At 51.6% G+C, this 24,744-nt stretch carries 12 protein-coding genes and 6 pseudogenes; 10 read left to right on the forward strand and 8 right to left on the reverse strand.

Annotated features, from left to right (window positions below; translation table 11 throughout):
* Window positions 1–232: 232 nt before the first annotated feature.
* From CRI63_RS16425 to yfaU, 6 genes and pseudogenes are all read left to right on the forward strand, one after another.
* Window positions 233–772: pseudogene (locus tag CRI63_RS16425) on the forward strand (YfaZ family outer membrane protein); the annotation flags it as partial.
* A gap of 99 nt (window positions 773–871) precedes the next feature.
* Complete coding sequence (locus CRI63_RS16430) at window positions 872–2,074, forward strand: nicotinamide mononucleotide deamidase-related protein YfaY (protein WP_135520133.1); 1,203 nt, start codon at window positions 872–874, stop codon at window positions 2,072–2,074.
* Window positions 2,075–2,291: 217 nt separating this feature from the next.
* Entirely contained in the window at window positions 2,292–3,074 is a 783-nt protein-coding gene (locus CRI63_RS16435; protein WP_135520135.1) for an IclR family transcriptional regulator, read from the forward strand.
* A gap of 14 nt (window positions 3,075–3,088) precedes the next feature.
* On the forward strand, window positions 3,089–4,294 hold the full coding sequence (gene rhmD, locus CRI63_RS16440) for an L-rhamnonate dehydratase (RefSeq protein WP_000174592.1): 1,206 nt from the start codon (window positions 3,089–3,091) through the stop codon (window positions 4,292–4,294).
* A gap of 56 nt (window positions 4,295–4,350) precedes the next feature.
* On the forward strand, window positions 4,351–5,640 hold the full coding sequence (locus CRI63_RS16445) for an MFS transporter (RefSeq protein ID WP_135404774.1): 1,290 nt from the start codon (window positions 4,351–4,353) through the stop codon (window positions 5,638–5,640).
* Window positions 5,641–5,656: 16 nt separating this feature from the next.
* Entirely contained in the window at window positions 5,657–6,460 is an 804-nt protein-coding gene (yfaU, locus tag CRI63_RS16450) for a 2-keto-3-deoxy-L-rhamnonate aldolase (protein ID WP_130257805.1), read from the forward strand.
* Window positions 6,461–6,502: 42 nt separating this feature from the next.
* Here the strand turns inward: yfaU and CRI63_RS16455 are convergent.
* The 4 genes and pseudogenes from CRI63_RS16455 to glpA form a co-directional block, all read right to left on the reverse strand.
* Window positions 6,503–7,430, reverse strand: a pseudogene (locus CRI63_RS16455) (ISNCY family transposase).
* Window positions 7,431–7,622: 192 nt separating this feature from the next.
* Window positions 7,623–8,813, reverse strand: coding sequence for an anaerobic glycerol-3-phosphate dehydrogenase subunit GlpC (gene glpC, locus CRI63_RS16460; RefSeq protein WP_135520137.1), 1,191 nt, complete (start codon window positions 8,811–8,813; stop codon window positions 7,623–7,625).
* Complete coding sequence (gene glpB / locus CRI63_RS16465; protein ID WP_135520139.1) at window positions 8,810–10,069, reverse strand: glycerol-3-phosphate dehydrogenase subunit GlpB; 1,260 nt, start codon at window positions 10,067–10,069, stop codon at window positions 8,810–8,812. Before glpB ends, glpC begins: the two co-directional genes overlap by 4 nt.
* Window positions 10,059–11,687: an anaerobic glycerol-3-phosphate dehydrogenase subunit A gene (gene glpA / locus CRI63_RS16470; protein WP_135520141.1), complete on the reverse strand. Its 1,629-nt coding sequence runs from the start codon at window positions 11,685–11,687 to the stop codon at window positions 10,059–10,061. The genes glpB and glpA overlap by 11 nt, the downstream gene beginning before the upstream one ends.
* Window positions 11,688–11,958: 271 nt before the next feature.
* Between glpA and glpT the strand changes: the two are divergent.
* The 3 genes and pseudogenes from glpT to inaA all read left to right on the forward strand — a co-directional run bounded on the left by glpT (window position 11,959) and on the right by inaA (window position 15,288).
* A pseudogene (glpT, locus tag CRI63_RS16475) lies at window positions 11,959–13,318 on the forward strand (glycerol-3-phosphate transporter).
* Between the two features lie 4 nt (window positions 13,319–13,322).
* Window positions 13,323–14,398, forward strand: a pseudogene (gene glpQ / locus CRI63_RS16480) (glycerophosphodiester phosphodiesterase).
* A gap of 239 nt (window positions 14,399–14,637) precedes the next feature.
* Window positions 14,638–15,288 carry a lipopolysaccharide kinase InaA gene (inaA, locus tag CRI63_RS16485; RefSeq protein WP_135404783.1) on the forward strand — a complete coding sequence of 217 codons (651 nt, stop codon included), beginning with the start codon at window positions 14,638–14,640 and terminating at the stop codon, window positions 15,286–15,288.
* Window positions 15,289–15,441: 153 nt separating this feature from the next.
* Here the strand turns inward: inaA and yfaE are convergent, their stop codons facing one another.
* The 3 genes and pseudogenes from yfaE to nrdA all read right to left on the reverse strand — a co-directional run bounded on the left by yfaE (window position 15,442) and on the right by nrdA (window position 19,257).
* Window positions 15,442–15,696, reverse strand: coding sequence for a ferredoxin-like diferric-tyrosyl radical cofactor maintenance protein YfaE (gene yfaE, locus CRI63_RS16490; RefSeq protein WP_130207161.1), 255 nt, complete (start codon window positions 15,694–15,696; stop codon window positions 15,442–15,444).
* Window positions 15,696–16,827, reverse strand: a pseudogene (nrdB, locus tag CRI63_RS16495) (class Ia ribonucleoside-diphosphate reductase subunit beta). The gene yfaE and the pseudogene nrdB overlap by 1 nt, the downstream one beginning before the upstream one ends.
* A gap of 144 nt (window positions 16,828–16,971) precedes the next feature.
* A complete protein-coding gene (gene nrdA / locus CRI63_RS16500) occupies window positions 16,972–19,257 on the reverse strand; it encodes a class 1a ribonucleoside-diphosphate reductase subunit alpha (protein WP_130221912.1) in 2,286 nt (761 codons plus the stop codon).
* Window positions 19,258–19,972: 715 nt separating this feature from the next.
* On the opposite strand from nrdA, the pseudogene yfaL reads away from it, so the two are divergent.
* Window positions 19,973–23,678: pseudogene (yfaL, locus tag CRI63_RS16505) on the forward strand (AIDA-I family autotransporter adhesin YfaL/EhaC).
* Between the two features lie 234 nt (window positions 23,679–23,912).
* On the opposite strand, the gene ubiG reads toward yfaL, so the two are convergent.
* Window positions 23,913–24,635, reverse strand: coding sequence for a bifunctional 2-polyprenyl-6-hydroxyphenol methylase/3-demethylubiquinol 3-O-methyltransferase UbiG (gene ubiG, locus CRI63_RS16510; protein WP_130207157.1), 723 nt, complete (start codon window positions 24,633–24,635; stop codon window positions 23,913–23,915).
* Window positions 24,636–24,744: the final 109 nt, after the last annotated feature.

Here is a 24,744-nt window from a genome sequence, read left to right on the forward strand (position 1 = left end):
AATATGCGAAAGTGACATTAGTCTCTTTTGCGATGATAACTGCGCTGATTATTATTTTGGTTTATAACGTAAATCATGTTTATTTTTTCGGCGTTAAATTATTAAAGACGTATTTAGTTACAATAAGTTAGCAGATCGCTTTTTTCACGCATTGAATCCTCTGCGTCAGGCAGTACAATCCCGCAGCTTTGGGGAATGTTGATTATCTTCTTGCGGAAAAAGGTAAAAATGAAAAAAATTTGCGCTACCAGTTCTGGCTGGAATGCTGTTGGTTTCTGCATCGGCAAATGCGATAAGCATTAGTGGCCAGGCGGGAAAAGAATATACCAATATTGGCGTCGGTTTCGGGACCGAGTCTACGGGACTGGCGTTAAGCGGTAACTGGACACATAACGACGACGACGGTGATGTCGCGGGCGTGGGGCTGGGCCTGAATCTTCCTCTGGGGCCGTTAATGGCAACTGTAGGTGGGAAAGGTGTTTATACCAACCCGAATTACGGCGATGAAGGTTATGCGGCGGCAGTCGGTGGTGGTTTACAGTGGCAAATTGCTGACAGCTTCCGTCTGTTTGGCGAGTATTATTACTCTCCGGATTCGCTCTCCAGCGGTATTCAAAGTTATGAAGAAGCGAATGCTGGCGCGCGTTACACCATTATGCGTCCAGTCAGTATTGAGGCAGGCTACCGTTATCTGAACCTGTCTGGGAAAGACGGCGACCGCGATAATGCCGTGGCTGACGGCCCTTATGTCGGGGTTAACGCCAGCTTCTGATACCTTCCGGCGCGGCGTTCTGTCGCGCCATTCAGTTTCTTACTACGCCTTATCTCCCTTTGCGTTATAGTGATTCGATAACAAAAGCAGGAGATAACCATGTTAAAAGTGGAAATGCTATCCACCGGGGATGAGGTGTTACACGGGCAAATCGTTGACACGAATGCAGCCTGGCTGGCCGACTTTTTCTTTCATCAGGGCTTGCCGCTATCTCGCCGTAATACGGTGGGCGATAACCTTGAAGATTTAGTCACCATTCTTCGTGAGCGCAGTCAGCACGCCGATGTGCTGATCGTCAACGGCGGACTGGGGCCAACCAGCGATGATTTAAGCGCGCTCGCTGCTGCGACAGCAAAAGGTGAAGGTCTGGTGCTACATGAAGCCTGGCTTAAAGAGATGGAACGCTATTTCCACGAACGTGGTCGCGTGATGGCGCCGAGCAACCGTAAACAGGCAGAATTGCCAGCGAGTGCCGAGTTCATCAATAACCCCGTAGGCACCGCCTGTGGTTTTGCCGTGCAGCTTAATCGTTGCCTGATGTTCTTTACCCCCGGCGTACCGTCAGAATTTAAGGTGATGGTCGAGCACGAAATCCTGCCGCGCCTGCGCGAGCGTTTTTCTTTACCGCAGCCGCCGGTTTGCCTGCGTTTGACTACCTTTGGTCGTTCGGAAAGCGATCTGGCACACAGCCTGGACACTCTACAACTGCCGCTTGGCGTAACAATGGGCTATCGCTCCTCGATGCCGATCATTGAACTGAAACTTACCGGACCGGCAAGCGAGCAACAGGAGATGGAAAAACTGTGGCTGGACGTTAAACGTGTTGCCGGACAGAGCGTGATTTTCGAAGGCACCGAAGGACTGCCCGCGCAGATCAGTCGCGAATTGCAAAACCGCCAGTTCAGTCTGACGTTGAGCGAGCAATTCACTGGTGGTTTATTGGCTTTGCAACTTTCTCGCGCAGGTGCGCCATTGCTGGCGTGTGAAGTGGTTCCTTCACAGGAAGAGACTCTGGCACAAACCGCGCACTGGATCACAGAGCGGCGGGCCAACCATTTTGCCGGGCTGGCACTGGCCGTTTCGGGTTTCGAGAACGAGCATCTCAACTTTGCGCTAGCCACGCCGGACGGCACTTATTCTCTGCGCGTACATTTCAGCGCCACGCGTTACAGTCTGGCTATTCGTCAGGAAGTGTGCGCAATGATGGCGCTTAATATGCTGCGCCGTTGGCTGAACGGTCAGGACATCGCCAGCGAGCATGGCTGGATTGAGGTTGTTGAGTCCATGACCTTATCCGTCTGATTCAGTCACGCTGTGCCGGTTTACTGCACCGGCACATTCCCCTCCCGCAAATTTGTCCAACCTGTTGTACTCAATAAGAAAAAATCCGTGCGCTGATTCACAAATTTGTGCGTAATTTCTCCAGTCCGCTGGACGAGAAACGGGATTTGATGCGCTTCACAATTTTACTCACCCTGAGCGACGAGACTGATTCCAGTATCTAAGACTGGAGTCCAGTATGTTGGAATCAAGCAAAGTACCCGCCCTGACACGGGCTATTGATATTCTCAATCTGATTGCCCGCATTGGCCCCTGTAGTGCTGCAACGATCATCGACACATTGGGGATCCCGAAAAGCACGGCCTATCTGCTGCTTAACGAACTTAAACGCCAGCGTTTTCTTAGCCTTGATCACCAGGAAAATTTTTGTTTGTGGACCAAGCTGGTGGAGCTTTCCGCTCATGCGTTAAGCAAGATGGATCTCAGGGAGCTGGCGCGACCACGCCTGACGCAACTGATGGATACCACTGGGCTGTTATGCCACCTTGGGATCATCGATAACGGTAGTGCTTATTACATTCTGAAAGTGGAGTCTTCAGCCACCATCAGTGTGCGTTCACATGAAGGAAAAAGCCTTTCGCTTTATCGCTCCGGAATAGGTAAATGCCTGCTTGCCTGGCAACCTGCAACTGTACAGCAAAGTATTATCGAAGGGCTGGTCTGGGAGCAGGCGACACCCACAACGATTACTCATCCACAGCAACTTCACGAAGAACTGGCGCGTATTCGCCGTCAGGGCTGGAGCTATGACAACGGCGAAGATTACGCCGATGTCCGTTGTGTCGCTGCGCCGGTGTTTAACGCCAATAACGAGCTTACCGCTGCGATTTCGGTGGTCGGTACCCGCTTACAAATCAATGAAGAATACCGTGATTATCTGGCGGGCAAGGCCATTGCCTGCGCCAGGGATATTTCACGTCTGTTGGGATGGAAAAGTCCCTTTGACTTACAAGCCTCATAACAATGGAGAACATCATGACCCTACCAAAAATTAAACAGGTTCGCGCCTGGTTTACTGGCGGTGCGACAGCAGAAAAAGGCGCTGGCGGCGGTGATTATCACGACCAGGGGGCGAATCACTGGATAGACGATCATATTGCCACCCCGATGAGTAAATACCGCGATTATGAGCAGTCACGCCAGTCATTTGGCATTAACGTTCTTGGCACGTTGGTTGTTGAAGTCGAAGCAGAAAACGGCCAGACCGGATTCGCTGTTTCGACAGCCGGTGAAATGGGCTGTTTTATCGTCGAAAAACACCTTAACCGTTTCATTGAGGGTAAATGTGTCAGTGATATCAAACTGATCCACGATCAAATGCTCAATGCCACCCTGTATTACTCCGGCTCTGGTGGCCTGGTGATGAATACGATTTCCTGTGTCGATCTGGCTCTGTGGGATCTGTTCGGCAAAGTGGTCGGGCTTCCGGTTTATAAACTTTTAGGCGGCGCTGTTCGTGATGAGATTCAGTTCTACGCCACAGGTGCGCGTCCGGATCTGGCAAAAGAGATGGGCTTTATCGGTGGCAAAATGCCGACGCACTGGGGGCCACATGATGGCGATGCGGGGATTCGCAAAGATGCCGCTATGGTCGCGGATATGCGTGAAAAATGCGGTGAGGATTTCTGGTTAATGCTCGACTGCTGGATGAGTCAGGACGTGAACTATGCGACCAAACTGGCCCACGCTTGCGCGCCCTATAACCTGAAATGGATCGAAGAGTGCCTGCCGCCACAGCAGTATGAAGGTTATCGCGAACTGAAACGCAACGCGCCAGTCGGAATGATGGTCACCAGCGGTGAGCACCACGGCACACTGCAATCTTTTCGTACGCTTTCAGAAACCGGTATCGACATCATGCAGCCGGATGTTGGCTGGTGCGGTGGCTTAACCACGCTGGTGGAAATTGCCGCAATCGCCAAATCCAGGGGGCAACTGGTGGTGCCGCACGGTTCGTCTGTTTACTCCCACCATGCGGTGATCACCTTCACCAATACGCCATTCAGCGAATTCCTGATGACCAGTCCGGATTGTTCAACGATGCGTCCGCAGTTTGACCCGATTCTGCTCAATGAGCCGGTTCCGGTGAATGGTCGTATTCATAAATCAGTGCTTGATAAACCCGGTTTTGGCGTCGAACTCAATCGTGACTGCAATTTGAAACGCCCCTACAGCCACTAATCACTCCGGGCGTTGCTGTGACAACGGTAACGCCCACATATTCTAAGGAGCTTTTTATGAGCACCGCTTTGCTTGACGCCGTGGTGAAGAAAAACCGTGTGCGTTTAATTCCGTTTATGTTGGCGCTGTATGTGCTGGCGTTTCTCGACCGTTCGAATATCGGTTTTGCCAAACAGACCTACCAGATTGATACCGGGTTGAGTAATGAAGCTTATGCGCTGGGAGCAGGCATTTTCTTTGTGGTATATGCGTTTCTGGGTGTTCCGGCGAATCTTTTGATGCGAAAACTGGGGGCCAGAACCTGGATTGGTACGACAACACTGCTGTGGGGATTTCTTTCGGCAGCCATGGCATGGGCCGATACTGAAGCGAAATTTCTGATCGTTCGCACACTGCTTGGCGCAGCGGAAGCCGGATTTTTCCCTGGTATGATTTATCTCACTTCGCAATGGTTTCCGCAGCGTAATCGCGCCAGCATTATGGGGCTGTTCTATATGGGCGCACCGCTGGCGTTAACACTGGGATCACCGCTTTCCGGCGCGCTGCTGGAGATGCATGGATTTATGGGGCATCCCGGCTGGTTCTGGATGTTTGTGATTGAAGGATTGTTGGCAGTCGGCGCTGGGGTATTCACATTCTTTTGGCTTGATGACACACCGGAGCAGGCACGTTTTCTGAGTAAACAAGAAAAAACGTTGCTTATCAATCAACTGGCAAGTGAAGAACAACAGAAAGTGACTTCTCGGCTGAGCGATGCGCTGCGTAATGGGCGAGTCTGGCAACTGGCGATTATCTACCTGACCATTCAGGTGGCGGTTTACGGATTAATTTTCTTCCTGCCGACCCAGGTTGCGGCATTGCTGGGAACAAAAGTGGGCTTTACAGCGTCGGTGGTCACCGCCATTCCGTGGGTTGCGGCCTTGTTTGGGACCTGGCTTATTCCGCGCTATTCCGATAAAACCGGCGAACGGCGTAATGTCGCGGCGCTGACATTGCTGGCCGCGGGCATTGGTATTGGCCTTTCCGGGCTACTTTCGCCAGTACTGGCAATCGTTGCGCTATGTGTTGCAGCAATAGGGTTTATTGCCGTGCAGCCGGTGTTCTGGACTATGCCGACACAACTGCTTTCTGGTACGGCGCTGGCGGCGGGGATTGGTTTTGTTAACCTGTTTGGCGCAGTGGGCGGATTTATCGCCCCGATCCTGCGCGTAAGAGCAGAAACCTTGTTTGCCAGCGATGCGGCAGGATTGCTGACGCTGGCTGCGGTGGCGGTCGTCGGCTCGCTGATTATTTTCACTCTACGTGTAAGTCGCTCAGTTGTGCAGACTAACGTGGCACATCACTAATAGGTTAAGGAATATGATGAACGCATTATTAACCAATCCCTTCAAAGAACGCTTACGCAAAGGTGAAGTGCAAATTGGTCTATGGTTAAGCTCAACGACTGCCTATATGGCAGAAATCGCCGCTACTTCCGGTTATGACTGGTTGCTGATTGACGGAGAGCACGCGCCAAATACCATTCAGGATCTTTATCACCAGTTACAGGCGATAGCGCCCTATGCCAGCCAACCCGTGATCCGCCCGGTGGAGGGGAGTAAGTCGCTGATTAAACAAGTACTGGATATTGGCGCTCAAACCCTACTGATCCCGATGGTCGATACTGCCGAACAGGCACGTCAGGTGGTGTCTGCTACCCGATATCCACCCTACGGTGAGCGTGGTGTCGGGGCCAGCGTGGCTCGTGCTGCGCGCTGGGGACGCATTGAGAACTACATGGCGCAAGTCAACGACTCGCTTTGTCTGTTGGTGCAGGTGGAAAGTAAAACGGCACTGGATAACCTGGACGAAATCCTCGAAGTCGAGGGGATTGATGGCGTATTTATTGGGCCTGCGGATCTCTCAGCGTCGTTGGGGTATCCGGATAACGCCGGCCACCCGGAAGTACAGCGTATTATTGAAGCAAGCATTCGGCGGATCCGCGCTGCGGGTAAAGCGGCTGGTTTTCTGGCTGTGGCTCCTGATATGGCGCAGCAATGCCTGGCGTGGGGAGCGAACTTTGTCGCTGTTGGCGTTGACACGATGCTCTATAGCGATGCCCTGGATCAACGACTGGCGATATTTAAATCAGGCAAAAATGGGCCACGCATAAAAGGTAGTTATTGATATCAAAGGCCCATAGGGATTACCTGTGGGCCGGTATGTTAGTTAGTGGTTTTTCGCTGTCAGATCGGCTTCGTTTAGCTGGGTAGTTGCGAGTACCAGGTCACGATCGATGCCCTGTTCCAGCATTCGCAAGGCAATTTTAATGGCTTGTTCATGCATGCCTTCCTGCAAACCTTCTAATTTACCCTCCTGCCAGCCAATCTGGTGTCCTTCCTGCCGCAGCCGTTCAGCAATAGTCATTAATCTCTCCTTTTGTAGTGGTGAACGTTCGGCAATTTCCTCAATAAAGCGGGTGAAACGGGAGGTATCGCCGCATTGCAGTAGATAATTAAACAGCGTTTGCACCTGGCTGTCATTAGTGCAAGCCCCTAACCAAAAGCGTGGTGATCCTGTCGACCAGACCGATTAAATCGCGGTCGCGAATATGCTTTTGAATCAGTTCCAGCAGAGCTATACGCCGATGTTGCATGATCTCATCGTCAGGTACGATGGTGATATCCACCAACGGAAAAGCTTCGGTGTACAACTGCCGGGCAAGTTGCGGATCATCAAACTCATCCAGCCAGTTGAGTGAGTACGGGTAGGGCGAGGTTTCGCCATGATAAAACAGCAACGGCACCACCAGCGGGACTCTGTCATAGCCTTTGTCCAGGTGACGCTGCATGGCGGCAGTGGCATAGCGCATTAGCCGAAAAGCCATATTCTTTTCTGCAGAGCTTTGATGTTCAATCACGCAGTAGATATAGCCGTCACCGTCGCTGGTTTCCACGGACCACAAAACATCCGAGTAGTAAGCGCGTAAACTTTTTTCAATAAAACTAGTGGGTTCCAGGCGTAAGGTTTGCAGGTTGCAAAGCTTGCGCAGTGGTTCTGGTAAATGTATTTCGAGAAAATCCCGTGCGGTTTCGGGTGTGAACATAAAGGTTTTAAACACCGCATCATGCGGGGAGGATGTTGTTGATTCAGTCATGGTTGTCCGTCACCTGATATTTATGATGACGCGACATTACGGTTATCCCAGGCCTTTGACATCTGCCAGTTTCAGCCTTTGCGAGACGTTTTCAGAGGAATTTTCACTGCGTTGCAACGCATACATTGGGCACGGAATCGTGTACGCAAAAATGCCCGGTAACAACATGCTTACCGGGCATCAGAAAGGAGTTTAAGCCAGCGCCTGGGCCAGCAGCGTAATCGGATGTTCGCAGCAAAGGCTTGTGGACATCTCAATCTGCCATTTGCAGGTTTCGCAGTCGGTAACGACCAGATCCGCGCCGCTCTCTTCTATCTGGCGGAACAGTGGTGCGCCAATGGCTTGTGAGGTGGGGTAGTTCTCTTTTTTGAAACCGTAAGTACCCGCAATACCGCAGCACTGGGAATCCAGCACTGTCAGCTCAAGCCCTGGGATCTTACGCAACAGTTCCAGGGTGTAGAGCGTCCAGCCCATTTTTTCCATATGGCACGGAGTGTGATAAACCACTTTCAGCGGCAGCGGTTTCAGCGGTAACGTTTTGCCTTCGTCCAGCTTGCGCCACAGCCAGCGGGTCGCCAGTTCGATATGATCGCGCAAGCCTTTGTTGTCGACATTCAGCACTTCCGGGTATTCGTCGCGCAGGGCAAATGTACAGGTTGAGGAGGTGGCAATCACCGGAATGCCTTTTACTCCCACAGCTTCGCGGATCGACTCTACATTCGTAATTGCCTGTTTGCGTGCTTTATCGGTAAAACCGTTGGCGATCAGCGGTACGCCGCAGCATTTTTCTTTGCTGAGCAGTTGTACACCGGTGCCCATCGCGTTGAGCACTTTAATTAAATCTTTACCTAACTGCGGATGGTTGTAGTTAACGAAGCAGCCGTGAAAGAAAGCGACCTGGTCTTTATATTGCGCTTGCTGGGCTGCCACGCTGCGATACCAGCGACGAAATGTACCGAAGGAGTATTTCGGTAGTGTGCGGCGATGATCGATTTTTAACGCCGCATCAAGCAGTTGCCGCACTGGTTTCAGTGAGGTAGCGGTATTGACGATTGGTGCGAACGGCGTGGAAACGCTGCCCATCAGGTCGGTATGACTTAAAACGAAGTTACGCAGCGACGGGCGCGTGGTGTCATATTTCGCTCGTGCGCGCTGGATAATATCGCCAATCTTCACATCGGACGGGCAGGCGACTTCGCAACGTTTGCAGTTGATGCAATATTTCAGCGCCTCGTCATACAGTGCGCCATCTTTCAGACGCAGACGCTCGCCATCCGGCCCGGCTTGTTTTGGCCCTGGATAGCCCGGATTCACCCGGCTCACCGGGCAGGCGGTGGTGCAGACGGTACACTTAATGCAGTTTTCGAAGCTGGTGTCGTTCATTGTTGGCCTCCTGCGCGTTGGGCAATCTGTTGAGCGGCATGTAAAGCACTGACGGCACAAACACCGCCGCCGCATCCCTGGGCGATGGGATCAAATCCGCCCAGCACCGAACCGATGGCAAACAAGTTCTCTACTGTTTGACCAGCCTGTGACGGGCGTAGCGCCTCGTCAGTGGTTACGCCGAACTGTTGCCACGGTTGCGCAGCAAAAAAGTCACTTCTATACCACTCACCCCGCGTAGGGGTTTGCAGTACATCAAGGCCGAGAATCGGCTCACGAATGCCGTCGCGTTCTGCCACCAGCCCGCCGCTAAAGAAACTGCCGCTCGCAAGCACAGCAAAACGCGGACGCAGCGGGATATCGGCGTGATTGCGGGTCCAGATTTCGCTCACCACGCCGTTTTTGCAGGTCACACTTTTCACTTCATCGCCCGGCATCCACACGCCGCCCTGGCGCACAAACTGGCGCTGTAACTGGTTTTGCAGACGAATACCCAGCACGGAAGGCGGCAGCGTTGGCAAAAGCATAAGTGAACAAGGTAGTTTTTCATTCAACCAACGCCACAGTTTGTCATCGGCCAGGCCGAAGCAAGCGGGCATCAGGATCATTTCACAGGTATTGGCGACAGGGATTAGCGCATCAATTAACAGCGGCCAGTTTTCTTCGTTATCAAGGAAACGGGCGATATTCACCGCGCGAAACTCGGTGGCGTTATTGCGTAACACATCCAGTTCCGGCAGTTCAATTTCAGCAGTTTCAACCGAAAGATCCAGTTCGCGCAACGAAGCCGCCGCAAGATGCGCCTGGAAATCCATCAGCCCGCTTATCCCCACTACACATATCTTCTTCGCGGGTAGCGGCCAGACGGGAACTTCTGGCGAACTTAACCAGGTCGAACGCAAAGTGCCGAGCGGGGTAACGCGCTGATGGGCCAGTTCCACGCTGCCCTGCAATTGCGCGCCACTTTCCGCAATTAATGCCTGCGCCTGACAAGCGAGATCCAGTACGCGTTGTGGGCCGAGAAGACTGTAAGGGTGGGCAGGTGCCTGATGGCACAAAGACTCCAGCCCTGCATGAATGTCTGCCACCGGCTGACCGTCTGGCAGGTGGCTCAGCAAATCCAGCGATCCGGATGAGAAATGCAGAGCGCTCTGTCCACGGGTGACAATGGCACAGCGCAGACCGTGTTTTTGCAATCGCAGGCCGCAGAGTAATCCGGCAAGACCGCCGCCCATAATGACAGTATCAAATCGCATCTTTCTGCTCCTTCTCCAGACCACACAGTCCCTGATAAACCCAGCGGGTAAATTCGCTTTCGCGCAATGCGTCTCCCCATGCAATGGGCTGCACGCCTTTCCAGCGTTCGTTAAGGAAGGTGGAAAGTTGCTCGATAGATTGCGCGGAGGTGGTGACGTTAAAGCGTTGCAACAATCCAGCTGCCCGGCAGGCACAGAGTTCGCCCTGGCAGGTGCCCATCCCCACACGGGTGCGGCGACGTAAATCCAGCAGGCTGTTGACGTTTAAATTTTCTACTGCGTACTGAACTTCGCCAGCGGTAACGGCTTCACACTCACAAACCAGGCTGCGGTGCAAACGGCCTTCACTTAACCAGGCGGGTGTGCGATCGCCATGACGATAAACCGCAGAACCGCGCAGCGGGGCAGGCAGGGAGATGACTTTACGCAAGGTGACTTCAGCGGGTTCCTGTGAACCAGGCAGTGCCAGATCAGCGGTCGTACAGGGGCGCGTGTTGCCCAGTTTGCGACATACCGCGTCGGTAGCCCATTCCGCCATCAGACGATAGGTCATCAGTTTGCCACCAGTGATGGTGATAAACCCGTCCAGACCATCGCGTTCGGCATGGTCGAGCAGCACGATGCCACGGCTGACGTTACGGCCGCTCGGGTCGTCATCGCTGGCAACCAACGGGCGCACGCCAGAGTAGGCCCGCAAAATGCGCGTTTTCGCCATCACGGGGGCCAGTTTTTCCCCTTCACGCAGCAGAATATCCACTTCTTCTGCCGTCACTCGGTTGTCGTCTATCTCATCGTAATTAATGCGTAAAGAGGTGGTGCCAATCAGCGAAATGGTATCGCCAGGCACCAGAATATCGGCGTCGGAAGGTTTACGGCAGCGGTTGATCACATGCTGATTAATGCGGTGGTCCATGATCAGCAGCGATCCTTTCGCCGGGAACATGCGAATGCGCAGATCGGCATATTCGGCAATATGTTGCCCCCAGATCCCCGCAGCGTTCACCACTACAGGCGCATAAAGTGCCTGAGTTTCACCGGTGAGATGATTACGTACACGAACACCGCACACCGTCGCGCCTTCACGAATCAGTCCCGTGACTTCATGAGCAGTAAGGATAACGGCACCATGTTCTTTTGCATCGAGCATGTTCGCTGCGGTCAGCCGGAATGGGTCAACGGTGCCATCCGGAACTTTTACCGCGCCAATCAGTGCCGGGTTAACGGAAGGTTCTATAATGCGTGCTTGCTGCGGATCAATGGCTTCAGCACTGATTCCAGCCTCTTCGCAAGCACGAATAAAAGTCGCCTGGAAGGAGAGATCATCTTCCGGCAGGGTGATAAACAGGCCGTTGGTTGGTTCGACACAGTGACGCGCAATGCGTTTTAAAATCTGGTTTTCACTAATACATTCGCGGGCCGATTCCGCATCGGTAACCGCATAGCGTGCGCCGCTGTGCAGCAGACCGTGGTTACGCCCGGTGGCTCCCGTTGCGATGTCGTGGCGTTCAACCAAAATCACTTTCAGCCCGCGCAGGGCACAGTCGCGGGCAATCCCGGCTCCCGTTGCGCCGCCGCCAATGATAATCACGTCACTTGTTTGCGAATCGCGAGTTTTCATTGTTATCCCTCAAAAGTTCGTTTTGTCTCATTTAGCCACAGAAAAAACATACATTGTTTGATTTCGCGCATAATCGCTCATAATTCGAAAGTGAAACGTGATTTCATGCGTCATTTTGAACATTTTGTAAATCTTATTTAATAATGTGTGCGGTAATTCACATTCATGGAATGAATGATTAATTAACATCGCGGCAACTCAAGAAACGGCAGGTTCTTCCATTGAATCAGGCTGTTAATCATAAATAAGACCACGGCCACGGAGGCTATAAATGTTGAGTATTTTTAAACCAGCGCCACACAAGGCGCGCTTACCTGCTGCGGAGATCGACCCGACTTACCGTCGATTGCGCTGGCAAATTTTCCTGGGGATATTCTTTGGTTATGCCGCTTACTATTTGGTTCGTAAGAACTTTGCTCTCGCGATGCCCTACCTGGTGGAGCAGGGGTTCTCACGTGGTGATTTAGGTTTTGCCCTTTCAGGGATCTCAATTGCCTACGGATTTTCGAAATTCATCATGGGGTCGGTGTCGGACCGCTCGAATCCGCGCGTTTTCCTGCCAGCAGGTCTGATTCTTGCTGCGGCAGTTATGCTTTTTATGGGCTTTGTTCCGTGGGCGACATCGAGCATTGCGGTGATGTTTGTGCTGCTGTTCCTCTGCGGTTGGTTCCAGGGGATGGGATGGCCGCCGTGCGGTCGTACTATGGTGCACTGGTGGTCGCAGAAAGAACGTGGCGGCATTGTGTCGGTGTGGAACTGTGCGCATAACGTCGGTGGTGGTATTCCGCCGCTGTTGTTCCTGCTGGGGATGGCCTGGTTCAATGACTGGCACGCGGCGCTCTATATGCCGGCTTTCTGTGCCATTCTGGTGGCTCTGTTCGCCTTTGCGATGATGCGCGATACCCCGCAATCCTGTGGCCTGCCGCCGATCGAAGAGTACAAAAATGATTACCCGGACGACTATAACGAAAAAGCGGAACAGGAACTGACCGCGAAACAGATCTTCATGCAGTACGTGCTGCCGAACAAACTGCTGTGGTACATCGCCATCGCCAACGTGTTCGTCTATCTGCTGCGTTACGGCATCCTCGACTGGTCACCGACTTATCTGAAAGAGGTGAAACACTTCGCGCTGGATAAATCCTCCTGGGCCTACTTCTTCTATGAGTATGCGGGTATTCCGGGCACCCTGCTGTGCGGCTGGATGTCGGACAAAGTCTTCCGCGGTAACCGTGGGGCAACCGGCGTCTTCTTTATGACACTGGTGACCATCGCCACCATCGTTTACTGGATGAACCCGGCAGGCAACCCAACCGTCGATATGATTTGTATGATTGTTATCGGCTTCCTGATCTACGGCCCAGTCATGCTGATTGGTCTGCACGCGCTGGAACTGGCGCCGAAGAAAGCGGCAGGTACGGCGGCGGGCTTTACCGGACTGTTTGGTTACCTTGGTGGTTCCGTAGCGGCAAGCGCGATTGTCGGCTACACCGTTGACTACTTTGGCTGGGATGGTGGCTTCATGGTGATGATTGGCGGCAGCATCCTGGCGGTTATCTTGTTAATTGTCGTGATGATTGGCGAAAAAACGTCGCCATCAGGAATTACAGCAAAAACGCAACGGAGGCTAATGGCATGAAATTGACGCTGAAAAACCTTAGCATGGCTATCATGATGAGTGGAATGATCATGGGAAGCAGTGCAATGGCGGCGGATAACAGTGAGAAAATAGTGATTGCCCATCGTGGCGCCAGTGGTTATTTGCCGGAGCATACGCTGCCTGCAAAGGCGATGGCGTATGCGCAGGGGGCCGATTATCTTGAACAGGATTTGGTGATGACGAAGGACGACCATCTGGTCGTTCTGCATGACCACTATCTCGATCGTGTTACTGATGTTGCCGATCGTTTCCCGGACAGGCGCGTAAAGACGGTCGTTACTACGCGATAGATTTCACGCTGGATGAAATTAAGTCTTTAAAATTCACTGAAGGCTTCGATATTGAAAACGGTAAAAAAGTGCAGACTTTTCCCGGGCGTTTCCCGATGGGTAAATCTGACTTCCGGGTGCACACTTTCGAAGAGGAAATTGAATTTGTTCAGGGGCTAAACCATTCGACCGGGAAAAATATTGGTATCTATCCAGAGATTAAAGCGCCGTGGTTCCATCATCAGGAAGGGAAGGATATTGCGGCAAAAACCCTGGAAGTGCTGAAGAAATATGGCTACACCGGTAAGGATGATAAGGTTTATCTGCAATGCTTTGATGCTGATGAACTGAAGCGTATTAAGAATGAGCTGGAACCTAAAATGGGTATGGACCTCAACCTGGTACAGCTGATTGCCTATACCGACTGGAACGAAACTCAGCAGAAACAACCGGACGGAAGCTGGGTTAATTACAGCTATGACTGGATGTTCAAACCGGGTGCCATGAAACAGGTAGCGGAATATGCTGATGGTATTGGCCCGGATTACCATATGGTGATTGATGAGACATCGCAGCCGGGTAATATCAAGCTTACCGGAATGGTAAAAGATGCACAGCAGAATAAGCTGGTGGTGCATCCTTATACCGTGCGGGCCGACAAGCTACCGGAATATGCCACCGATGTGAATCAGTTGTATGACATTCTGTACAATAAAGCCGGTGTTAATGGGTTATTTACCGACTTCCCTGACAAGGCGGTAAAATTCCTCAACAAAGAGTAAATTCAGTGTCGGATGGCACTTATGTGCCATCCGATACCACTCTTCATCCACACCCCTACACATAGTGGGCATAGTTAATTCTTCAATAAAATCTGTTGGTTATCCTTACTTGCTGTTATTTAGCGCGGGATGACTTGTTTCCGGCAAAAGAAACCCATTAATAAACACTTTTTATTAAGTTTTTCTTAAGGTGAACACCTATAGTCGTTGTCGTTAACAATAACAACAGGCGACAGGGTATGGTTGTTTCAGCAAAACTCGATGAATTTAATCACTGGTGGGCAACGGAAGGAGACTGGGTTGAAGAGCCGAATTTCCGCCGCAATGGCATGAGTGGGGTGCAATGCGTTGAACGAGACGGGCAAAAAATTTACGTGAAGCGCATGACTCAGCACCTGTTTCATTCCCTCCGCTATCCGTTTGGTCGCCCGACGATTGTGCGCGAGGTTGCGGTGATAAAAGATCTGGAACGCGCTGGCGTGATTGTGCCGAAAATCGTTTTTGGAGAAGCGGTGAAAATTGATGGCGAATGGCGTGCGTTGCTGGTGACAGAAGATATGGCGGGGTTTGTCAGCATTGCTGACTGGTATGCGCAACATGCAATTACGCCTTTTGCTGATGATGTTCGCGAAGGGATGCTAAAAGCGGTAGCGCTGGCGTTTAAGAAAATGCATAGCGTTAATCGGCAGCATGGTTGCTGTTATGTTCGACATATCTATGTGAAAACGGAAGGTAAAGCAGAAGCTGGTTTTCTTGACCTGGAGAAAAGCCGCCGTCGTGTACGGCGCCATAAAGCGATCAATCATGACTTCCGCCAACTGGAAAAATATCTGGAGCCGATTCCCAAAGCCGACTGGGAACAGGTGAAAGCGTATTACTACGCCATGTAATCGTTGTAGGCCAGATAAGACGCATCAGCGTCGCATCTGGCAACTATTCGCGCATGCCATGTTGGATGCGGCGTAAACGCCTTATCCAACCTACAAAAAACCGTTGTAGGCCAGATAAGATGCATCAGCGTCGCATCTGGCACTAGTGCCAGATCACAACTCGATTTCGATATCGCCTTTTGCCCGGCAACAACAGGGCAAAATCTCCCCTGGCTGAATAAAGGCTAACGGTTCGGCAATCCAGTCAACCTGACCTGCAACCAGGCGTGTGCGACAGGAGCCGCAATAGCCTTCGCGGCACTGGTACTCAACCGCCACATTATGAGATTCCAGCGCCGCCAGAAGGGAAGGGTGTTCATCCTGGCACAGCAGTTGTGTGCCAGTGATGCGCAAGGTAACGCGGGTCATCAGAGCTGGAAGTTACTCAAATCGTCGGTGTCCACTTCCGAGTCAATTTGACCGACCAGATAAGAACTGACCTCCACTTCCTGCGGAGCAACCTGTACGTTATCCGACACCAGCCAGGTGTTGATCCACGGGATCGGGTTGGAACGCGTCTGGAACGGCAGATCCAAACCAACTGCCTGCATGCGGATGTTGGTGATGTACTCGACGTACTGGCAGAGAATGTCCTTGTTCAGACCTATCATCGAACCGTCACGGAACAGATAATCCGCCCAGTCTTTCTCCTGCTGTGCCGCCTGGACAAACAGCTCATAGCACTCTTGCTTACACTCTTCGGCTATTTCCGCCATTTCCGGATCATCCGCGCCGCTGCGTAGTAGATTCAGCATATGCTGGGTGCCAGTCAGGTGCAGGGCTTCGTCACGGGCAATCAGGCGAATAATCTTGGCGTTACCTTCCATCAGTTCGCGTTCTGCAAAGGCAAAGGAACAAGCAAAGCTGACGTAGAAACGAATCGCTTCCAGCGCGTTAACGCTCATCAGGCAGAGATACAGTTTTTTCTTCAGCTCGCGCAGGCTAACGGTCACGGTTTTACCGTTAACAGTGTGGGTGCCTTCGCCCAGCAAATGCCAGTAGCTGGTCATCTCGATCAGTTCATCGTAATAGCGGGAAATGCCTTCTGCGCGTTTCTGGATCTGCTCGTTGGTGACGATATCGTCGAATACAACAGACGGATCGTTAACGATATTACGAATGATATGGGTATAAGAACGAGAGTGAATCGTTTCTGAAAATGCCCACGTTTCTACCCAGGTTTCCAGTTCCGGAATAGAAATTAGCGGCAGCAGCGCCACGTTCGGACTACGACCCTGAATTGAATCGAGCAACGTCTGGTACTTCAGGTTGCTAATAAAAAATGTGCTTTTCGTGTTCAGGCAGGGCCTGATAATCGATACGGTCGCGGGAGACGTCAACTTCTTCCGGACGCCAGAAGAAAGAGAGCTGCTTTTCGATCAGCTTTTCGAAGATTTCATATTTTTGCTGATCGTAGCGGGCCACGTTGACCGGCTGACCAAAGAACATCGGTTCTTTGAGCTGATCATTCTTCGTCTGTGAAAATGTGGTATATGCCATGAATATGTCCTGTTGGGAGTTTAATGCCGGATAAGGCATTTTACGCAGCATCCTGTGCCTGATGCGACGCTGGCGCGTCTTGTCAGGCCTACAAATTCGAACCGTAGGCCGGATAAGGGTTACGCCACATCCGGCATCTCAATATCAGATCTTACATGCGCCGCTTTCGCAGCCATCGTCCTGGATTGACGGCACCAGATCGTCCTGCGCGTCTTCTGCGCCGTCACGGGTGTTCTGATAATACAGCGTTTTGACCCCGAATTTGTAGGCGGTGAGCAGGTCTTTCAGCAACTGCTGCATCGGTACTTTTCCTGACGGGAAGCGTGACGGATCGTAGTTAGTATTCGCAGAGATCGACTGATCGATAAATTTCTGCATGATACCAACCAGTTGCAGGTAGCCATCGTTACCCGGCATTTCCCACAGCAACTCGTAGGCGTCGTGCAGATGCTCGTAGTCCGGCACCACCTGGCGCAGAATACCGTCTTTTGACGCTTTGATGCTGACGTAACCGCGCGGCGGTTCAATACCGTTAGTGGCGTTAGAGATCTGCGAAGAGGTCTCGGACGGCATCAGAGCAGAAAGCGTGGAGTTGCGTAGACCGTGCGTTTTGATTGACTCACGCAGTGCTTCCCAGTCGTAATGCAGCGGCTCATTAGCGATGACATCCAGATCTTTCTTATAGGTATCGATCGGCAGGATCCCTTTCGCATAGGTGGTTTCGTTAAACCACGGACATGCGCCTTGCTCTTTCGCCAGCTCATTAGAGGCTTTCAGCAGATAATACTGAATCGCTTCGAAGGTTTTATGCGTCAGGTTGTTGGCGCTGCCGTCGGAGTAGCGTTTACCGTGCTTCGCCAGATAGTAAGCGAAGTTGATCACACCAATACCCAGTGTACGACGACCCATCGCCCCGCGTTTGGCTGCCGGGATCGGGTAATCCTGATAATCCAGCAGCGCGTCAAGTGCGCGTACCGCCAGAACGGCCAACTCTTCCAGTTCATCCAGGCTGTTAATTGCCCCCAGGTTGAAAGCAGAAAGCGTACACAGCGCGATTTCACCGTTTTCGTCGTTAACGTCATTCAGCGGTTTGGTCGGCAGAGCGATTTCCAGGCACAGGTTAGACTGGCGCACTGGCGCAATAGCCGGATCAAACGGGCTGTGGGTGTTGCAGTGGTCAACGTTCTGAATATAGATACGACCAGTAGACGCACGTTCCTGCATCATCAGTGAGAACAGCTCAACGGCTTTCACACGCTGCTTGCGGATGCTGTCGTCTTTCTCATATTTGGTGTACAGGCGTTCAAACTCTTCCTGATCGGCGAAGAACGCATCGTACAGCCCCGGTACGTCGGACGGGCTGAACAGGGTGATATCTTCACCTTTCAGCAGGCGGGTATACATCAGTTTGTTGATTTGTACCCCGTAGTCCATATGACGCACGCGGTTGCCTTCAACCCCACGGTTGTTTTTCAACACCAGCAGGCTTTCCACTTCCAGATGCCAGATTGGGTAGAACAGCGTTGCCGCACCGCCGCGCACGCCGCCCTGGGAGCAGGATTTCACCGCCGTCTGGAAATGTTTGTAGAACGGAATACATCCGGTATGGAACGCTTCACCGCCACGAATCGGGCTACCCAGTGCACGAATACGCCCGGCGTTGATGCCGATCCCCGCACGCTGGGAAACGTATTTCACAATCGCGCTGGAGGTCGCGTTAATGGAATCCAGGCTGTCGCCGCACTCGATCAGCACGCAGGAGCTGAACTGGCGGGTCGGAGTACGCACGCCTGACATGATTGGCGTCGGCAGCGAAATTTTAAATGTGGAAACCGCGTCGTAAAAACGCTTCACGTATTCCAGACGCGTTTCGCGCGGGTAGTTCGAGAACAGGCACGCGGCAACCAGAATATAAAGGAACTGGGCGCTCTCGTAGATTTCGCCGGTCACGCGGTTCTGTACCAGGTATTTGCCTTCCAGCTGTTTAACGGCAGCATAAGAGAAGGTCATATCACGGTCGTGAACGATAAACGTGTCCATCTGCTTGAACTCTTCTTCCGTGTAGTCTTCCAGCAGATGATTATCGTATTTGCCCATTTCGACCATTTTCACCACGTGGTCGTACAGCGCAGGCGGCTCAAACTGGCCGTAGGCTTTTTTACGCAGGTGGAAAATTGCCAGGCGCGCGGCGAGATACTGATAATCCGGTGCATCACGGGAGATCAGGTCAGCGGCAGCCTTGATAATAGTTTCGTGGATGTCGGAGGTCTTGATTCCGTCATAAAACTGAATATGGGAGCGCAGCTCGACCTGGGAGATCGAAACGTTATGCAGTCCTTCTGCCGCCCAGTCCAGAACGCGATGGATTTTGTCGAGATTGATGCGCTCTGTGCTACCGTCGCGCTTTGTCACCAGCAGATTCTGATTCATGTATGTCGTACCTGTTTTTTCCGCAATAGTTTCGCGCAACTACCTGTAGTAAGGAAAGCTGCAACGAACACTATATATAGGGGGTCTATTTGGGATTCACTGCAAGATAGTGTGAAAATGGCCCTCTTGCAAGTGCATAACTTTGTGGATAACTCAGGAAGGAAAAAGTGACTTCCGCGTACCTTAGGTCAGACAAGGTGTTCGGGAAAGTCAATGGGAAGAGAAAAATTTGTTAAAAATAACCGTTCGGTGATTTCTTGAACGTTCAATTTAAGATGATTATTGATCCAGGTTATTTGTTGCGCTTAATTCAATTCAACAAAAATTGATTTTGCCACAACAGCATCTGGAGCAATCATTTATTTTCATTGTTCACAATATGAGCATTTGTAACCTGCTGTAAGGTCGGTAACGGTGTTTTTTTATTCAGTTAATGTTAAATAATTACTCTCAATGTTGATTTTTCTTATGGTTGATAAATTATTTAATAAAATTAATGTCATTTAAGTATTGTTAATTAAAGAATTAATGTGAGTTTAAGAAAATTTTCAGATCTATTTATTATCATTAACTGCCATATCATAAGGTTAATTTATTTTCGATTTACAATTAATTTTTATTTAAAGGCAGAACCTGTTTTTTAATAGACCGATGTTATTTAAGTGGTAACCAGGTCATGCAAAGTAAAAAATGGATTCTTTTTTCTGCTAAAGGGATGATATGGGGGATCCCTGCCATAATGGCGGGGTCATTAACAGCCGCAAATGCCTCGTCGCAGGCTTTTGAATCATGTCAGGGAAGCTACGTAACCAGCAGTTGCCAGGCCAGCAGACAAAGCCTTTCAGGCATTACACAAGACTGGATCGTCGCTGATGGACAATGGCTGGTTTTTTCGGATATGACAAATAACGCCAGCGGAGGGGCAGTATTTTTGCAACAGGGGGCAGGACTTTTACTATCGCCAGAAAATGAAAGCGGTATGACCTTGTTTGCGAATAATACCGTAAATGGCGAATATAATAATGGTGGGGCAATATTTGCCAAAGAAAACTCAACGCTGAATCTTGATAATGTTATTTTTGTGGGTAACGTGGCCGGAGGATATGGTGGCGCTATCTACTCTTCTGGGACCAATGACCCTGGTGCAGTAGATATAAGTGTTGCTAATACTGTGTTCAGCAAAAACATTGCCAATGACGGCAAAGGTGGTGCAATTTATACTATCAATAATGACGTCTATTTAAGTGATGATATTTTTGATAATAACCAGGCATACACATCAACAAGTTACAGTGATGGTGATGGTGGTGCAATCGATGTCACCGATAATAATAGCGATATTACACACCCTTCAGGTTATACGATAATAAATAACACTGCCTTTACAAATAATACTGCCGAAGGTTATGGCGGGGCGATTTATACCAATAGCGCGACGGCTCCCTATCTTATTGATATTTCTGTTGATGACAGCTACAGCCAGAACGGCGGCGTGTTAGTGGATGAGAACAACAGCGCAGCAGGTTATAGCAATGCTCCTTCTCCAGCGGCGGGCGGCTTTATGTTCGTCGATTCAAGCCAGGTAAGGTTTGATATCGCTGCCAATAAAACTCTGGTTATCGGTAACGTAAGTAACGATGGTGCGATCGATTCCATTGCCGGAACCGGGAGTATCAGTAAAACCGGCGCGGGCGAACTGGTGCTCAATGCGGATAATAATAATTTTACCGGCGAGATGCGGATCGAAAACGGTGAAGTGACGCTGGGGCGTAGCAATTCGCTGATGAATGTCGGCGATGACCGTTGCCAGAGTAATTCGCAAAATTGCTATGGCCTGATGGTCGGCAGTATCAGCCATCGGGATGACCTGGCGGAATTGAACGTTGGCGCTACACAGCAGACTTTTGTTCACTCCCTGACGGGGTTTCAGAATGGCACGTTAAATATTGATGCTGGCGGTAATGTTACCGTTAATGCAGGTGGGTTTAGCGGAACCATTGAAGGTGCCGGGCAACTCACTATTGCTGAAAACGGGAGTTATGTACTGGCGGGTGCGCAGTCGATGGCGCTGACCGGCGATATTGTGGTGGAAGATGGCGCAATCCTCTCGCTTTCGGGTAACGCCACGGACCTTGCGGATATGCAGGACGATCCGCAGTCCATCGTGTTAAACGGCGGCGTATTGGATCTCTCCGATTTCACTACCTGGCAGAGCGGTACGTCAGAGAACGATGGTCTGGAAATCAGTGGCAGCGGCGGTACGGTGATTGGTCAGCAGGATGTTGTCGATCTTTACGGTGGCGATGATCTGCATATTGGCGATGACGGGAATAATGGTGTTTATGTGGTGGTGGATGCAGGTGACGGGCAGGTCAGCCTGGCAAATGACAATCAATACCTCGGCACAACACAAATCGCTTCCGGTACGCTGGTGGTGAGCGACAACTCTCAGCTTGGTGATACCCACTATAACCGCCAGGTTATCTTTACTGATAATCAACAAGATAGCACGATGGAGATTACCTCCGACGTTGACACGCGTTCAGATGCGGCAGGCCACGGACGTGATATCGAAATGCGCGCCGATGGTGAAGTGATGGTGGATGCGGGTGTAGACACGCAGTGGGGCGCACTGATGGCTGACAGCAGCGGGCAGCAGCAGGACGCGGGAACCACACTGACGAAAACCGGTGCAGGAACGTTGGAACTGACTGCCAGTGGCACGGCGCAGTCGGCGGTGCGAGTGGAAGAAGGCACGTTGAAAGGCGATGCTGTGGATATCTTTCCTTATGCATCATCGCTGTGGGTCGGTGATGGGGCGGACGTTCGAGACTGGTGCGGATCAGGATATTCAGTCTATTGATGCTACTTCCAGCGGCACTATCGACATCAGCGATGGTACGGTTTTACGCCTGACTAGTCAGGATACTTCCGCCGCACTGGATGCCTCGCTGTTTAACGGCGACGGTACGTTGGTGAATGCCACCGATGGTGTGATGTTGACAGGTGAGCTTAATACCAACCTGGAAACCGACAGTCTGACTTATCTTTCAGACGTGACGGTTAATGGTGATCTGACCAATACGTCCGGTGCGGTTAGCCTGCAAAATGGCGTCGCTGGCGATACGCTGACGGTAAACGGTGATTATACCGGCGGCGGTACGCTACTGCTCGATAGCGAATTAAACGGCGAGGACTCAGCAAGCGACCAACTGGTGTTGAACGGTAATACTGCTGGCAACACGACCGTGGTGGTTAACCCCATTACCGGGATTGGTGAGCCGACATCTACAGGCATTAAAGTGATTGATTTCGCAGCCGAACCCACGCAATTTCAAAACAATGCGCAGTTTAGTCTGGCGGGCAGCGGCTACGTCAATATGGGCGCTTACGACTATACGTTGGTGGAAGATGATAATGACTGGTATCTGCGCTCGCAAAAAGTCACTCCGACGCCACCGCCCGATCCGGATCCGACTCCCGATCCCACGCCGGAGCCCGACCCAACACCCGCTTATCAGCCTGTGCTGAATGCCAAAGTTGGTGGATATTTTAATAACCTGCGGGCGGCAAATCAGGCATTTGTGATGGAGCGACACGATCACGCTGGTGGCGATGGTCAAACGCTGAATTTACGTGTTACCGGCGGACGTTATCATTACACGGCGGCAGGGCAACTGGCTCAGCATGAAGACACTTCTACGGTGCAGCTTAGCGGTGACCTGATTAGGGGGCGCAGGGGCGATGATGGCGAGTGGATGCTTGGGATTGTAGGTGGCTACAGCGATAACCAGGGGGACAGCCGCTCGAATATGACCGGATCTCACGCCGATAACCAGAACCACGGTTATGCTGTTGGGCTGACCTCAAGCTGGTTTCAGCACGGTAATCAGAAGCAGGGGGCCTGGCTGGATAGCTGGCTGCAATACGCGTGGTTTACGAATGATGTTAGCGAACAAAACGACGGCGCGGACCATTACCACTCATCAGGGATCGTTGCTTCGCTGGAAGCGGGGTATCAGTGGTTACCGGGGCGTGGTGTGGTGATTGAACCGCAGGCGCAGGTGATTTATCAGGGCGTGCAGCAGGATGATTTTACCGCCGCTAACCATGCGCGGGTGTCACAATCGCAGGGCGATGATATTCAGACGCGGCTGGGATTACACAGTGAATGGCGTACCGCTGTTCATGTCACACCAACATTAGATCTGAATTATTATCACGATCCCCATTCGACGGAAATTGAAGAAGATGGTAGCCAAATCAGCGACGATGCGGCGAAGCAGCGTGGTGAAATAAAAGTGGGAGTAACGGGCAATATCAGTCAGCGAGTTTCGCTGCGTGGCAGCGTGGCGTGGCAGAAAGGAAGCGATGATTTTGCCCAGACGGCCGGGTTTTTGTCGATGACGGTGAAATGGTAATCGCTGTCCGCCCGGCATCGTTGCCGGATGCGGCGTCAACGCCTTATCCGGCCGACGGGGAGCATTTGTAGGCCTGATAAGACGCGGCAAGCGTCGCATCGGGTATTGGCGCGGTTGCCGGATGCGGCGTCAACGCCTTATCCGGCCGACGGGGAGCATTTGTAGGCCTGATAAGACGCGGCAAGCGTCGCATCAGGCATTGGCACGGTTGCCGGATGAATCCAAACAATAACCTTACTTATTCTGCGTGTGCAGCATATAGTTCACATCAACGCCGGGGCCGAGCTTAAAAGTATTAGTGATCGGGTTATAATGCAGCCCGATCATATGGCGCTCTTTTAGACTGGTTTGATCCACCCAGCCCAGCAATTCTGCCGGTTTAATAAACTTCTTCACGTCGTGCGTGCCTTTAGGCACCATGCGCAAGATATATTCAGCGCCGACCACCGCCATTAGCCACGACTTGCCATTACGATTAAGCGTGGAGAAAAAGACATCGCCACCCGGTTTTACCAGTTGTGCACAGGCTCTGACCACTGACTGCGGATCGGGGACGTGCTCCAGCATCTCCATGCAGGTCACCACATCATACTGCCCGGCATGTTTTGCCGCGTGTTCTTCCACGGTTTCCTGTACGTACTCTACCTGAATGCCGCTTTCCAGCGCGTGCAGCTTTGCCACCTGCAATGGCTCAAAGCCCATATCCAGACCGGTCACCGTCGCACCTTCTCGCGCCATACTCTCGGCCAGAATACCGCCGCCGCAACCAACATCGAGCACCTTTTTGCCAAACAATCCGCCAGCACGCTCGGCAATATAGCCTAGACGCAGCGGGTTAATGCGGTGCAGTGGTTTGAACTCGCCTTCCAGATCCCACCAGCGGGAGGCGACGGCTTCAAATTTAGCGATCTCTTCGTGGTCTACGTTATGGTTTACCGGCGATTTTTCGGCATTCATTGGCACTTCTACTCCGTAATTGGCAAGACAATCGAGTATATCAGGCATTGGATGTGAATAAAGCGTATAGGTTTACCTAGATCTTCGCGGCTGTGTTATAATTTGCGAC

This window comes from Escherichia sp. E2661, from assembly GCF_004745185.1.
GTDB lineage: Bacteria > Pseudomonadota > Gammaproteobacteria > Enterobacterales > Enterobacteriaceae > Escherichia.

Coding starts and splice junctions, on each gene's coding strand:
- CRI63_RS16445 (WP_135404774.1), top strand. CDS start 4,351: ATGAGCACCGCTTTGCTTGACGCCGTGGTGAAGAAAAACCGTGTGCGT.
- CRI63_RS16430 (WP_135520133.1), top strand. CDS start 872: ATGTTAAAAGTGGAAATGCTATCCACCGGGGATGAGGTGTTACACGGG.
- CRI63_RS16435 (WP_135520135.1), top strand. CDS start 2,292: ATGTTGGAATCAAGCAAAGTACCCGCCCTGACACGGGCTATTGATATT.
- rhmD (WP_000174592.1), top strand. CDS start 3,089: ATGACCCTACCAAAAATTAAACAGGTTCGCGCCTGGTTTACTGGCGGT.
- ubiG (WP_130207157.1), bottom strand. CDS start 24,635: ATGAATGCCGAAAAATCGCCGGTAAACCATAACGTAGACCACGAAGAG.
- yfaU (WP_130257805.1), top strand. CDS start 5,657: ATGAACGCATTATTAACCAATCCCTTCAAAGAACGCTTACGCAAAGGT.
- glpC (WP_135520137.1), bottom strand. CDS start 8,813: ATGAACGACACCAGCTTCGAAAACTGCATTAAGTGTACCGTCTGCACC.
- nrdA (WP_130221912.1), bottom strand. CDS start 19,257: ATGAATCAGAATCTGCTGGTGACAAAGCGCGACGGTAGCACAGAGCGC.
- yfaE (WP_130207161.1), bottom strand. CDS start 15,696: ATGACCCGCGTTACCTTGCGCATCACTGGCACACAACTGCTGTGCCAG.
- inaA (WP_135404783.1), top strand. CDS start 14,638: ATGGTTGTTTCAGCAAAACTCGATGAATTTAATCACTGGTGGGCAACG.
- glpB (WP_135520139.1), bottom strand. CDS start 10,069: ATGCGATTTGATACTGTCATTATGGGCGGCGGTCTTGCCGGATTACTC.
- glpA (WP_135520141.1), bottom strand. CDS start 11,687: ATGAAAACTCGCGATTCGCAAACAAGTGACGTGATTATCATTGGCGGC.